Raw genomic sequence first — 14789 nt, 5'->3', positions numbered from 1 at the left:
TACAGTGACATATCCAAACATAACCAAGTATCCACCCATTAGTGAGCGAGTTCCACGTATGCTGCATGGAGCAGACTATAACCCGGAGCAATGGCAGCAATATCCCGAGGTGTTAGCGGAGGATATCCGCTTGATGAAATTAGCCAAATGTAACGTGATGTCTGTCGGCATTTTCTCATGGGTTTCATTAGAGCCTGAGGAAGGTGTGTTTACGTTTGAATGGCTGGATCGTATTCTGGATTCGTTTGCTGAGAACGGAATCTATGCGTTTTTGGCCACTCCTAGCGGAGCAAGACCAGCCTGGATGTCGCAAAAATATCCCGAGGTGCTGCGTGTAGGGGCTAACCGTGTCCGTAACTTACATGGATTTAGACATAACCACTGTTATACGTCGCCTGTATACCGGGAAAAAGTACGTATCATGAATACGAAGCTGGCTGAGCGTTATGCTAATCATCCTGCTGTTATTGGCTGGCACATTTCCAATGAATTTGGTGGAGACTGTCACTGTGATTATTGTCAGGAGGCGTTTCGTGCTTGGGTGCAGGATAAATATGGTACGCTGGATCAGCTTAATCATTCATGGTGGACAACATTTTGGAGTCATACAGTTACAGATTGGAGCCAAGTCGAATCTCCGGCACCCCATGGTGAAACGCAGGTTCATGCCATGAATTTGGACTGGAGACGGTTTGTAACCGAACAGACGGCAGATTTTATCAAGCATGAGATTGTGCCGCTTAAGGCTGCGAATCCGGACATTCCAGTCACAACCAATTTGATGGAGTTTTTTGAAGGATTGAATTACTGGAAGTTTGCTGATCTGCTCGATGTTATATCCTGGGATAGTTACCCGACGTGGCATGACCGTGAAGGTGATGATAGCCGTCAGGCTGCGAGAGTGGCTATGATGCACGATATTATTCGCTCCATTAAAGGTGGGAAACCTTGGATGCTCATGGAAAGTACGCCAAGTTTGACGAACTGGCAAGACGTTAGCAAGCTGAAGCGACCAGGTATGCATCTGCTATCGTCTTTACAGGCTGTGGCGCACGGCTCAGACACCGTTCAATATTTTCAGTGGCGGAAAAGTCGCGGTTCGAGTGAAAAGCTGCATGGTGCAGTCGTCGATCATGTAGGACACGAGCATACTCGGGTATTCGGGGATGTGAAAGATGTCGGTCATGCGCTGGAAAAACTGGAAGAGGTGATCGGTACATCCGTACCGGCTGAGGCCGCAGTCATCTTTGACTGGGAGAATCGTTGGGGAATCAACGATTCACAGGGACCGCGGAACAAAGGCGTGAAATATGAGGAGACGGCTGAAGCACATTATTTGGCATTGTGGGAGCAGGGAGTGCCAGTAGATGTCATTCATATGGATGCAGATTTCTCCAAATATAAGCTTTTGGTAGCCCCAATGTTGTATATGGTCCGTAGCGGTGTAGGGGAGCGTATACAGAAGTATGTTGAAAACGGTGGCATATTCGTAGCAACCTATTGGTCCGGCATTGTGGATGAACATGATTTGTGTTTCCTTGGAGGCTTTCCAGGTCCACTTCGTAAGACACTGGGGATCTGGTCGGAAGAGATTGATGGATTACATGATCACGATCGTAACTACATTATACCGATTGAAGGCAATGAGCTGGATCTACAAGGGGAATATGAAGCTGTAGAATTGTGTGATCTTATTCATACGGAGGGTGCAGAGGTACTGGCTGAGTATGGGGCAGACTTTTATGCAGGCCGCCCGGCTTTAACGGTGAACCGTTTGGGACAGGGAAAAGCTTATTACATCGCATCACGCAACACCGGACTATTCCATAGTCATTTTTACAAAAGTTTAATTGATGATGCAGGTCTCAGTAAAGCACTCGATGTGCAGTTGCCACATGGGGTGAACACGGCGATTCGTACCGATGGAGTTCATGATTATATTTTTGTAATGAATTTTACGCATGAGCCGCAAGAGATTACACTGGATGGACGAACTTATGCGGATATGCTTGAAAATCATGTGCTAGCAGACAGCAGCGTTCAATTGGGTGCCTATACTGTAAAGGTTCTAAAGGCAGAGCGTAATAATTAGAACACGTTATACATGTGATCGCTGCCGATTCCCGAGTGAGGGTGCAGGTGGATTGGCCAGAGGCAATGTGAGTATACAATTTAGATAGGGGATGACTTATGAAAACAGGTAAACGTACTATGGTATTTGCGATGTTGATCTTGTTATCCAGCTTTTTGTACCCATTGGGCTCTGTGGGAGTGGGTGCGGCTTCGGCCGCCCCTGCTTTCGCCAAAGGAGCAGATATAAGCTGGGTCGCAGGGATGGAAGCCCAAGGTATGACCTGGAAGGATAAAAAAGGGGTTCGCCGGGATGTGCTGCAAATTTTACGGGACGATTATCAGATCAATTCGGTTCGTATTCGCGTCTGGGTAAATCCTGACATGAAGGATTATGCAAGCGGATACATGAATGCCGAGAAGGCAGCAGAACTTGCGCAGCGAGCTCAAAAGTTAGGCATGAGCGTTATGCTGACCCTGCATTATAGCGATTCCTGGGCTGACCCAGGACAGCAGAATAAGCCTTACGCGTGGCGCAATTTTACATTTACACAACTTATGGATGCGGTCTGGTCCCATACCGTCTATGTTATGAACACGATGAAGAGCAAGGGTGTGACACCGGATTGGGTGCAAATCGGCAATGAGACGAACAATGGCATGCTCTGGGATGACGGCAAAGCCTCAGTGAATATGAAAAACTATGCGTGGCTCGTCAATACAGGGAATAACGCTGTTAAATCAGTAAGCAGCAGCACCAAGACGATCGTACATTTAGCTAACGGGGATAACAGTTCCGTTTTGAACTGGAACATTGGTGGACTGATTGATAATGGAGCTCAGTTTGACCTTATTGGACTGTCTCTATATCCGTCTTCCTCTGACTGGCAGGGTAAGGTGGATCAGACGATTACCAATGCCAATAGTCTAATTACTAAATATGGTAAAGGCATTGTCATCAGTGAAATCGGAATGGAATATAATGAACCTGCTGCTTCCAAGGCATTTATTTCTGCAATCAAAACGAAGGTTCGGAGTATCCGAGGCGGTAAAGGCGTAGGCGTATTTTATTGGGAGCCGGCTGCAACCCCAGGTTATAATCAAGGTTATAACAAAGGTGCTTGGCAGGCTGACGGTAAGCCAACCTCAGCGTTGGAAGGCTTTTTAAACTAAAGAACGACGTAAGAGCATATCAAAGAACCTCTAATGCGCATTCTATGCAGATTAGAGGTTCTTTGTTGTTAATGATGGTTGGGTAGTTATAATTTTTAGACTTCCCGGTTTACTTTGAAGAATGAAATAAGCTCTTCCAGCTCCCCGGACATCAATGTAAGCTTGTCCGAAGCTTGGACAATCGAAGCCATAGACTCTGTCTGTTCCCCAATGGTTTGTTCAATTTGTTTGCTGCTGTTGACTGTTTTGCTAACTGTGGAAGACAACTCGTCGGAGGTAGCTGACATTTCCTGCGTGCTGGCCGAGATTTGCTCAGTTGCACTAGATACCTCCTGGATTTGTGACGACACTTTGTTGGACGCTTCTAAAATTTCAGAGAACATTTCGCCTGTCTGCTTCGTAACTTCCAGTCCGACGTGAACTTCTTTTGTACCCAGGCTAATGCCTTTTACAGTTTGTTCAATCTCTTTTTGAATTTCTTCAATAAGCTCTGCAATTTGTTTGGCGGATTCTTGAGACTGTTCAGCCAAATTACGCACTTCTCCAGCTACTACTGCAAAACCTTTGCCTTCTTCGCCGACTCTGGCAGCTTCAATCGAAGCGTTGAGGGCAAGCAGATTCGTTTGGCTGGCAATACCGGTAATGATGCTTACAATATTACTGATTTCGTTAGAACGGTTCTGCAATGCATTAACGGAATCCACTGTACTTTCCATTGTAGTGGAGATAGAGTCCATCTGAGTGGATAGCTTTTGGGCTACCTGATTGCCTTCAACGGAGCGCTTTTCCATGGAATAAGCTTGATCCGCAACAGAAGAGGAGCTTTCAGCGATGGTTTGGATCACTGTAGACATTTCATTCATAGCCCTGGAGCTTTCAAGTGCTGCGTGATCCTGAGCTTCAAGCCCCTGGGTTATTTCCCGGATATTGCTGTTAATGACGTTTGTATTCGTACTGTTTTTCTCGCTGATGCTTAACAATTCCTGGGCTGATCCAGTAACTTCTTGCGTCGTATCCTGTACTTTCACCATTGTATCGTTAAGGCGCTTGATCATAGAATTAAATTTTTGATTAATAATACCAAGGTCGTCTAGTCCTGTCTTAATTTTTACATTCAGATTACCCTCGCTGACTTCTTCAATTCCCTTCATCAAGGAACGAATTGGGGAGAGCGTGCGTTTTACCAGCAAGTATTGAATTGTCAAGAAGATAGCAAGAAACAGAATGAGCAGTGAAACACCATATACAAGCAGCTTATGAAGACCCGTAGGTACAGAGCTCGCATCTACGTCAAAGTAAATTGCACTTGTGACTTTACCGCTTGCATCTGTAATCGGGTAAACAATCGTAGTCCATGTGCCATATTCGTCCGTATAAAAGCTGCTCAATGCTGATTCATTGGATTGAAGCATTTTATTTACGGCTTCTGCATTTTCGTCAGGCAGAGTGTACATATCCCCAATATTCATCTTCGAGTCTTGGAAAGCTTGAACCAAATTAGTGGGAACGCCAATAATGGAGGTTTGATTTCCTTCTTTTAGTTCTGTCCCAAATATGTAAGCTTGGGCGACGTTAGGATAAAATGTGTGAATAGAATCTAGAAATTTGCGTAATTCCTGTTGAACAGAACCGTTGTAATCTCTTTCGCTTAATGCTTGTTGTACTTTTGTTTTGTCAACATCTTCTGCCCATTTTTTGGTCAGCACTTTAACCTGATCTTGCAGCTGCGTGGTGAGAATGTTCTTTTGAAGTATATAGCTAGATGTGATAAGAATAGCACCTATTAATACGATGTTAAGAAAAGATATTAATAGATTTTTACCAAAAAAGGACATAGTGCTCCACTTCAAGTTTTTCACAAGTTTCTTCTCCTTTAAATTTTAGTTTAATGCTACAGTTCAGCTATCCCTTATATATTTCGTCAATTTCCTTTATAAATGTTAGCGAATTATTACAATTGGGATATACTTACTGGTTTCACTAAAAACAAAAGCGGCAACCCACATGCAATAAATGTAGGTCGCCGCTTGCTAGCAAGACGGGATATCTGGTTTCAACTCAAAATACAATTAAATCACTTTATTGTTTGAACAATATTTAAAAAATAAGATAAATGAGGGCGAACGAATGCCCTTAATCATTATATATAACAGCCTTTCGCTGAACGTTGAAAGCTTTTTGTCCTTATACAAGTAGTGAAATGAGCAGAGGGAGCGAAATAAGTGATAATACTGAGCTTATAACAAATGCTGATGCCGCTTCTGTTTCCAGGGATTCATAACGGGTCGCGATCATAGCAGCTACAGCAGAACCAGGAAACGCGACAAGCAGTACGGCTTTGGTTACATCCTCAGGGGAAAGTCCGATCAGAACAGCAATACCGAGCATAACCATAGGCATCACGATTGCTTTCAGCACAGCGATACTAAGTGCTTTTGGACTGAACGTAATCTTTTTAATCCCAATAGTTACCCCGATAGCAAATAGAGCCGTACCCGCAGTAATATTGCCGATTTGGTCAAACATAGATTGCAAAAGTTTTGGAGCTTGGAATCCGCATAAAGTCAATACAACACCAATCAAGGGAACGCAAGCCAGCGGTTCGCTGAGTCCATGAAGGACAGATTTTATAGTGACTTTAAATAAATTGCCTTTAGTGTCGTCAGATTGTGTTGATTTACGCTGACCGACCGTTCCCAAAATACTTGCAAGCGGATCAAGAATCGCATTAACAACGATGCCGGTAATCGCAATAGGAATGGCCACTGCCGCACTTCCGAACAAGCTGCCCAAAACGGGAATCCCCATGAATGCAAAAGAGGGCTGTGTTGAATTCAATGCGAACATGGAGGATTCTGTCAGACCTTTTTTTGCGATTAAGCGATATAAGATGAGCAATACAATATAAAAGCCAATCACGCCAAGCAGCAAAGCAACAAGAAAGGGCCACTTTTGGATTAATGTCTCTCTTGGTGTCGTCGTAATACCAATAAACAAGTGTGCAGGTAAAGCAAATTTGGTTACCAGTGTATTTAGCCCCTTAGAAGAAGCTGGGTTAAAAGCTTTAAAAAAACCTGCAAAATAACCAATTAAAATGACAAAGAAAATAGGAATTAAGATAATAAAGATATGACCTGTAGCCATGATGTCGCCTCCAATAAAGATGTCCGCCAAAAATGGCGGACATCAGTTAAATAATCACTTTGCTTACAGCAAGTATAAATTTTGATGTTGTTCGCTATTTTTAAACCAGAACGGCTTCCTGTCCATACTGTTTGATGGGTTTATATTTGCATTCCCACATGGATTCCCGAACCGCTTGTACGATATCATCCGGCTGATGACGCGCTACTCCATCTTGAACGGCTGCCTTGGCGACGGCCACTGCTACAGCTTCAGATACTTCTCGCAGTTCGTTGATTTTTGGCAGCAGGGAAGCACCAGGCTGTGACAAATCAACCATTTGAGCTACTGCATGGGCAGCTGCTGCAAACATGCTATCTGTTATAATTTTGGATTTTACTACGATTGCTCCAAGACCAAGACCCGGGAATACAAAAGCATTGTTGGATTGTCCAATCTCAAACGTAATATTGTTGTAGATTACCGGCTCAAAAGGACTTCCTGTTGCAATAAGGGCTTTTCCATCCGTCCAGTGGATCAGGTCTTCAGGAGTTGCCTCCGCCAGAGGAGTCGGATTGGACATTGGCATAATAATAGGGCGTTCTGTATGCTTGGCCATCTCTTTCACGATTTCCTCACTAAATGCTCCAGCAACACCGGAAGTTCCGATCATAATCGTCGGTTTCACGCGGCGAATAACTTCAAGCAGAGGGATTTTGCCATCTTCAGCTTGTTCCCAGTCACGGCATTCGGCGGCATCACGCACATAAGGGACCTGGAATGGGAGAAGTCCTTCCGTTTCATTGGTAAGCAGGCCACGGTAATCATATGCCCAGAAGTTACGTCTTGCTTCAGCTTCTGACAATCCTTCCAGCATCATGGCCGCACTAATTTGGTCTGCATTGCCGATTCCGGCAGCTCCTGGACCAAACACTAAAACCCGATGCTTGCTCAGAGGGATTCCGGACAATTGGACACCAGACATCACACCTGCAAGTGTAACTGCACCGGTGCCTTGAATGTCATCATTAAACGTCAAAATATGATTTCCGTACTTATTAATAATATTGCGAGCATTGACGTTACCTAGATCTTCCCAGTGCAGCAGTGCGTTCGGGAAAGAAGAAAGTGCCGCTTGAACATAAGTATCAATAAATTGATCATATTGTTCTCCACGTACACGCTTATGACGATTCCCCATGTATAAAGGATCTTCTAACAGCTTTTCGTTGTTTGTACCTGCATCCAGCACAACGGCCAGTACCCGGCTAGGATCAATACCAGCAGCGGCTGTATATACAGCAAGCTTACCAATAGAGATGTTAATACCGCCAACTCCCCAGTCCCCAATTCCCAAAATACTTTCGGAATCTGTAGCTACGATCAGGTCGATATCATCAGGGCCCAAGTTCAAATTTTTAAAAGCTTCTTTGATGCCAGCAAGATTATCAATAGATAGATACATACCGCCCGGTTTATGATATTCATGACTGTATTCCTGAATAGCCTGACCGACTGTTGGTGTATAGACAATCGGAAGCATCTCGCTCAAGTGCTCGGAAAGCAAACGATAATAAAGGACAGTATTCCGATTAAAAAGATCATTTAATGCAACGTTTTTACGTAAATTATCCGGTTGGCTTTGAAATTGCTCATACACCCGTTGAACTTGTTCTTCAATCGTGAGTATGGTAGGAGGAAGGAGGCCGTCAAGTCCGAGCTGCTGACGTTCTTCCAGCGTAAAAGCCACTCCTTTGTTCAGCAGTGGGTTGGCAAGAAGATCTTTTCCGGTTAATTTGGTTTCGATCGTTCCATCTTCCGTAACATGAAAAGCACGCATTTCCAATTCCTTCTTTCTAAAAAAATACATTCGGTTAATCCTTGAACAATTCGTGAACAAGTATACGCCTTATTTTAAACCAAGTGAACAAGTATGTTGTGTGAAAAATGGTTATATAAGTGTTTACATAAGAAAAAATATGAAAATGAAAGCGATTTTCAATGATTTTCAACTGAAAAATTCATTTAATTTTCATAATTTTTTCGGTAAATATTCATTAAATGTGACTTTTTTCATAGCTTTTATGATTTGGTTGAATATATATACGAGGGGATAGCTTAACTCCTTTTTCTATAAATGAAGTTAAGCTATTTTTTATTATAAGGGATAATTGAGGCTTAAAATCTAAATGTTTTGTGGCTGTCTATTTCGTGGATAGTCAGATATTTAATTCTCCGATTCGGTTAACGGCTTCATTAGCGCCTGGAACAGAGCGTTGCATCCAGCTGTTGCGCCATTTCAATTGCATGATAATGACGAGGACAAAAGCACAGAATGTGATCAGACTTAGACAGATGAAGCCAGGCATGTAAGAACCCGTTAATTTGTACAGATGGCCCAGAATAAGGGGAAGACAGTATCCGCCTATGCCACCAGCAGCGCCGACGATGCCGGTCATAAGCCCGATTTCGTTGCCGAATCGCTGCGGCACAAGCTGGAATACGGAGCCGTTGCCAGCCCCAAGGCACATCATGCCTACGAACAGCAGAACTACGACTACGGCAAGTGGTGGCAAAAATGCAATGCTGGCGAGCATCATCCCGGCCCCGGCATACAAATACATTAACATGCGAGAACCACCAATTCGATCAGACAAAAAGCCGCCTACAGGACGAAAGAAGCTTCCGGCAATAACACAAACGGTCGCAAAATCAGCGGCATGCACCGCAGAGAGGCCGTATTGGGTATTGAAGAAAATGGTCAAATAATTAGAAAGGCCGACGAACCCGCCGAACGTCACGCAATAAAAGGCACAGAACACCCAGGCATCCCTCTGTTTGAGCACCGAAGCATATTGCGCCAGACTTTTTGGTGCTGGGCGATGAGGGCTGTTGCGGGCAAAAATACTGAACAGAACAAAGACGATGAAAATTGGGATAATGGCCAATCCAAACACGACCTCCCAACTGCCAAAATGCTGGGCAATGCGGTTGGCAAACAAAGTTGCGAGGACGGTCCCACTGTTGCCAGCTCCGGCAATTCCCATGGCCAGACCTTGATGCTCTTTAGGGTACCATTGGCCAGCCAACGGTAGTGCAGCTGCAAATGAGGCGCCGGCCACACCCAGAAGCAGGGCGACAGTGTACAACTGTTCCAGCGAATCAACCCACAGCCAGCCGAGCAGGAGAGGAATGATCGTGACAAGCATACCGATCTGTCCCGTGAGCTTCGGACCGATATAATCTGACATGAATCCAAGCACGAGTCGCAACAGAGAGCCGCTGAGTATCGGGAGAGCGACAAGGTTGGCTTTTTGTACAGGGTCCATTGGATAATCATTAGCAATGACAACGACCAACGGTCCAATCATTCCCCATATCATAAAGCTAATATCAAAATACAAAAAAGAGCCAAAAAGGGTGGGCTTGTGTCCGCTGTGCCAGAAACTTTTTTTCTTCATTCTCCATCTCTCCTGTTCTATTGTTGTTTGCAGAGCTCAGGCCTCAGTCTTCTGTTGAACATAAAAAAGCCGCAAATTGTTCCGACATTGGTATCTGGGAACGCTTTGCGGCTTCATTGCCGTGTTTGACACACCTCATTGTGTGTCGCTTGGGTATGATCACATTATTGTAGTGATTTTAACTCAAATTATAAAAAGACATTCTGATTGTGTCAATATATATTACATTAAAATTATGATGAATTAAAAATTTAGATTTAAACACAGGTATCATGTATTAAATATTGACATAGAACTCACAATTAAGTAATCTTAAGTACATATCGGTACAACGATGTGCCGACATTTACGGCAACGGTGCCCTTTTCCATCGAATGGAGAAGGGCTTTTTCTGTCTTATTTTAGTTCGGAGAATGGGGCTGGATTAATTATGACAAAAAGACTGGTCGTCATCGGTAATGGTATGGCAGGCATCAAATGTGTGGAGGAAATTCTCAGTCTGGAGCCGAACCTTTTCCGAATCACAATATTTGGTGCGGAACCGCGGCCCGGGTACAACCGTGTGCTCCTGTCCAAAATGCTCCAGGAGGAGAGCTCGTTCCAACATATCGTTACCCATAACTGGGACTGGTATGAAGAAAATGGGGTAAAGTTGCAAGCTGGTGAACGTGTGTGTCGTATTGATGTAGCAACCAGTATGGTGGAAACGGTATCCGGCATTCAAGAGCCCTATGACATTCTCATACTGGCAACTGGCTCTTTGCCTTTCATTCCTCCCATTCCCGGAGTCCGAAAAGAGGGAGTAATCGCTTTTCGTGATGTAAATGACTGTGAAACCATGGCCAGATATGCCAAAACGTACCGCAAGGCCACCGTCATCGGAGGAGGGCTATTGGGACTTGAGGCTGCTCAAGGCTTGCTAAATCTGGGGATGGAAACTGACGTTGTTCATAATGCGCAGTATCTGATGAATCGTCAGCTTGACCATACTGCGGCTGTGCTTTTACAACGGCGGTTGGAGCAGCAGGGCATGCGGTTTCATTTGGCGAAGGATACGGTCAATATTATAGGCCGCAATCGGGCACAAGGATTGATGTTTGCGGACGGGAACAGATTGGAAACAGACTTGGTCGTGCTGGCGGTTGGTATCCGGCCCAATATCGCTTTGGCTCAGGACAGTGGTCTGACAGTAAACCGTGCCATTGTCGTGGACGATTATATGCGCACGAGTATTCCTGGTGTTTACGCAGTTGGCGAATGTGCTGAGCACCGCGGGATTTCATATGGGTTGGTGGCGCCGCTATATGAGCAGGGCAAAGTGCTAGCAGAGGTGATTTGTGGTCGTGAAACGGCTCCTTATGAAGGAACGGTTCCCTATGCGCAGCTCAAGGTTGCGGGAATTCATGTGTTTTCGGCAGGAGACATTCGTGAAGAGGGAAGCGAGATTGCAATCATGGAGTATAACGGTATGCAGGAGATTTACAAAAAAGTGATGATGCGCGCCGGCGCTGTCACTGGAGCTATTTTGTTCGGGGATACGGCGGAAAGCACCTCTTTGCTTGGAATGGTACGCCGCGGTGTGCCAGCTACAGAGCTTACATTCCAGAATAACAGCAAAAGCAGAGCAGAGGATGCTGCGGAAGCACTGCCCGAAGGAGAGACGGTATGCGCATGCAATGGTGTGAGCAAGGGTGATATTTTGCGAGCAATCGCCACGGATAAGTTGAAAACGGTCGAAGAGGTGAAGAGTCGGACCAAAGCGTCCGGCTCCTGCGGTGGCTGCCGGCCGCTAGTGGCTGCACTGGTCAAAAATGCTTTGTCCCGAGCGGCAGCTTCTGGACCTGTGGTTACTCCGACTGCTCAAGAGGTTGTCCCTGTGTGTGGTTGTACACATTATGATCATGATTCTCTAAAGAAAGCGATGGCGGATGAAGTCTGTCGAACTCCAGAGGAAGTGGTGTCCCGTCTCGGTTGGACCAGACAGCAGGGGTGTGAATTATGTCGTCCGGCTGTACTTTATTATCTGGAAACTCTAGGTTTACGGAATGGATCTGCAACAAATCAACTGGGAACAGGCGTTGCGATTCAGTCCACCGTACCATACGGAGGGGAAGGGGAAGTGGGTTCTGTTGGCCTAAGTTTTACAAATTTGAATGCAGAGCATCGGGATTTTGTTGACCCTGCCCCGATGGATCAGGCTTTTGGTGGAGTGATCTGGTTAAGAGAGCGGCTGACGGCAGTATGGGGCAGTCTTTCATTACCGTCACCAGTTGCGGTTGCTGTTAGTCCGGGTTCAGAGTATCCCGGTGGCGTGCTTGTCCATGACATTGGAATCTCCCAATCACCAGCAGGTTGGGAGGTTTATGCTGGTGGTCATGCAGGGCATCCGGTTCGTCAGGGATTGCTGCTTGGATTGGAGGAGAATCTGGAAGAAGTGGTGCTGATGGTCGTAACCTGCTTGCAAATATATAGGCATAGTGCTAGGTATGGGGAAAAAATGTGGGAATGGATTGAACGGACTGGCGTTCTAGCGCTGCGGGAAAGTGTGCTCGACGCTACTCTGCGAAGTGAGCTGTTCGGTGACCTGCGGTCCACCATGCTGACAGGTTAACGGGTTGGATGGTAATTGTAGCGATAGATTAGTATGCGAAGATAATAACATTGCGGCGAGTGGAGAGGGAAGGTGACTTTTATGTGTCAGTCAGGAGAAAACAAACTGGAAGCCGGTCAATACGTCCTCCCTGTGGTGGAGACACAGTGCCCATTTTGCAGCGTGCAATGTAAGATGACCGTTAGTACGGAAACAGAGACACTCGCGGGTATCGTTCGAACGGTGTTTAAAGCGGAGGGGAAACCTAACGCAGCCTCGCAAGGCAGGTTGTGCATCAAGGGGATGAATGCGCATCAGCATGCAACTCATGCGGAAAGGCTGACACAGCCCCTTCTGCGCAAAGAGGGCAAGCTTGTTCCCGTCCAATGGGGAGAGGCGATGGATGCTGTAACTAGCAGTTTTTCTTCGCTGATGTCCACGCAGGGTCCTGATGGAATCGGTATTTATGGCGGAGGCTCGCTGTCGAACGAAACGGCTTATTTACTCGGGAAATTTGCCAGAGTGGCTATAGGTACACGCTATATCGATTATAACGGGCGCTTTTGCATGTCGGCAGCAGCATCTGCTGGTAGCAAAGTGTTTGGTGTTGACCGCGGACTGACCTGCAGGCTGGCTGATATTCCGTTGGCTCGTTGTATTGTGCTTGCAGGTACGAATATCGCTGAATGTCAGCCAACGTTAATGCCTTATTTTCACCAAGCGAAGGAAAATGGTGCGTTTATCATCGTAATTGACCCGCGCGCGACTCCCACAGCGGCAATAGCCGATCTGCACCTGCAAATCAGACCAGGTACGGATGCTGTGCTGGCCAATGCCATGCTAAAGGTCATCGTGGATAAGGGATTGGTTAATGAAGAATTTATCCGTAATCGGACCAACGGCTATGACCAGCTATTGATTCATTTGAATGGGCTGGATCTGAACGAATCGGCTGCGTTGTGCGGAATTGAGGCAGAAATGATCCGGCAGGCAGCACATGTCTTTGGCGGTGTGGAGGCTGGCATCGTCTTTACGGCCAGGGGTGTCGAACAGCAGACAGATGGGCATATGGCGGTGCGTGCATTTCTTAATCTCGTGCTGGCCACCGGAAAGATTGGAAGAGAAGGGTGTGGGTATGGTGCCATCACAGGTCAGGGAAACGGGCAAGGGGGGCGAGAGCACGGTCAAAAGGCTGACCAGCTTCCTGGCTACAGATCGATTGAGAATGAAGAAGACCGAGCCTATGTTGCTTCCGTTTGGGGAGTTGAACCAAGCAGTTTGCCGGGAAAAGGAGTGTCGGCCTATGAAATGATGGAGCTTGTGAATCAGGGAGAAATTCAAGCGCTATTCGTGATGGGCTCTAATCCTGTTGTATCTAACCCGAATGCACGGTTGGTGGAGGACGCGCTCAAAAAGCTGGATTTGTTGGTTGTGGCGGATATGTTTCTCACTGAAACCGCGCGGCTAGCCGACGTTGTTTTGCCTGTGACGTCATATTTGGAGAATACGGGGACGATGACTAATCTGGAAGGCCGTGTTTTGCTGCGGGAAGCGGTGCGTCTAGCGCCGGGCGAAGCTAGAGATGACTGGAGCATTTTATGCCAGATAGCTGCAAGGCTGAACAAGGGGAGGCACTTCGCATATAAGGATACAGAGGATATCTTTGAAGAACTGCGTCTCGCTAGCCGAGGGGGACTTGCTGATTATTACGGGATCACTTATGACAGGCTGCGTCGCGAGGAAGGGGTGTATTGGCCATGCCCATCTACGGATGAAGCTGGTACGGATACGATGTTTCGGGAAAGCTTTGCTCTTTCCGACCGAAGGGCTGTTTTTACAGTGGTTGAAAGCTGTGGAGCAGGAGAGGAAATATGCGAGGAATACCCGCTTACTTTGACGAATGGCCGTGTGCTGTCTCACTATTTGACTGGGGCGCAAACACGCAGAAGTCCTTCGTTGGCCGCGCGTGAGATTGAGAATTATGTAGAAATTCATCCGCATACAGCGCGGCGCTGGTATATCAGGGACGGGGAGTGGGTGGAAATAACATCCCGGCGCGGCAGTTTCACTGTCCGCAGCCGGATCAAGCCACATATTCGCGAAGACACGCTTTTCGTACCTATGCATTGGGGCGGGGCACAAAATGTAAATCGGGCGACCCGCCCTGACCTTGATCCGTTCTGCCGGATGCCTGGTTTCAAAACGGCTGCTGTACGCATCCGTCCCCTCCGCCTAGCTGTATCTGCAACCAGTGGACACAACAAGGGGTGGTCACAGATCTAGAACAGGAAGGTGTGAGTGCATCTTCTTTTTCCTTGCATAAAAGGTCCGCCCCCCCTTTGCATGAGCATGGGGGCGGACCTTTTTGAGTA

General features: G+C 46.4%; 8 protein-coding genes. 4 read left to right on the top strand and 4 right to left on the bottom strand.

From position 1 onward, the window contains the following. Nucleotides 1-4 precede the first annotated feature (4 nt). Together ACN6NF_RS15540 and ACN6NF_RS15535 are read left to right on the top strand one after the other, a co-directional pair. Nucleotides 5-2092: a beta-galactosidase gene (locus tag ACN6NF_RS15540; protein WP_474318486.1), complete on the top strand. Its 2088-nt coding sequence runs from the start codon at nucleotides 5-7 to the stop codon at nucleotides 2090-2092. Between the two features lie 98 nt (nucleotides 2093-2190). Continuing rightward, nucleotides 2191-3243, top strand: coding sequence for a glycoside hydrolase family 53 protein (locus tag ACN6NF_RS15535; RefSeq protein WP_474318485.1), 1053 nt, complete (start codon nucleotides 2191-2193; stop codon nucleotides 3241-3243). A 95-nt stretch (nucleotides 3244-3338) separates the two neighbouring features. On the opposite strand, the gene ACN6NF_RS15530 is transcribed toward ACN6NF_RS15535, so the two are convergent. The 4 genes from ACN6NF_RS15530 to ACN6NF_RS15515 form a co-directional block, all read right to left on the bottom strand. Then, nucleotides 3339-5102 carry a methyl-accepting chemotaxis protein gene (locus ACN6NF_RS15530; protein ID WP_474318484.1) on the bottom strand — a complete coding sequence of 588 codons (1764 nt, stop codon included), beginning with the start codon at nucleotides 5100-5102 and terminating at the stop codon, nucleotides 3339-3341. A gap of 325 nt (nucleotides 5103-5427) precedes the next feature. After that, on the bottom strand, nucleotides 5428-6387 hold the full coding sequence (locus ACN6NF_RS15525; protein ID WP_016822411.1) for an AEC family transporter: 960 nt from the start codon (nucleotides 6385-6387) through the stop codon (nucleotides 5428-5430). Nucleotides 6388-6487: 100 nt separating this feature from the next. Beyond that, nucleotides 6488-8206, bottom strand: a complete 1719-nt coding sequence (locus ACN6NF_RS15520) for an NAD-dependent malic enzyme (protein WP_474318483.1) — start codon at nucleotides 8204-8206, stop codon at nucleotides 6488-6490. A 379-nt stretch (nucleotides 8207-8585) separates the two neighbouring features. Further along, nucleotides 8586-9827 (bottom strand): nitrate/nitrite transporter, encoded by a 1242-nt coding sequence (locus ACN6NF_RS15515; RefSeq protein WP_474318482.1) that lies wholly within the window; start codon nucleotides 9825-9827, stop codon nucleotides 8586-8588. Between the two features lie 430 nt (nucleotides 9828-10257). Here ACN6NF_RS15515 and nirB point away from each other — a divergent pair, with 430 nt between their 5' ends. Both nirB and nasC read left to right on the top strand, forming a co-directional pair. Continuing rightward, nucleotides 10258-12438, top strand: coding sequence for a nitrite reductase large subunit NirB (gene nirB, locus ACN6NF_RS15510; protein WP_474318481.1), 2181 nt, complete (start codon nucleotides 10258-10260; stop codon nucleotides 12436-12438). 81 nt (nucleotides 12439-12519) lie between these two features. After that, nucleotides 12520-14700, top strand: coding sequence for an assimilatory nitrate reductase catalytic subunit NasC (nasC, locus tag ACN6NF_RS15505; protein WP_474318480.1), 2181 nt, complete (start codon nucleotides 12520-12522; stop codon nucleotides 14698-14700). Nucleotides 14701-14789 lie beyond the last annotated feature (89 nt).

It is taken from the genome of Paenibacillus sp. TSM33 (genome assembly GCF_056099025.1).
This window is presented reverse-complemented; position numbering and strand designations above follow the sequence as displayed.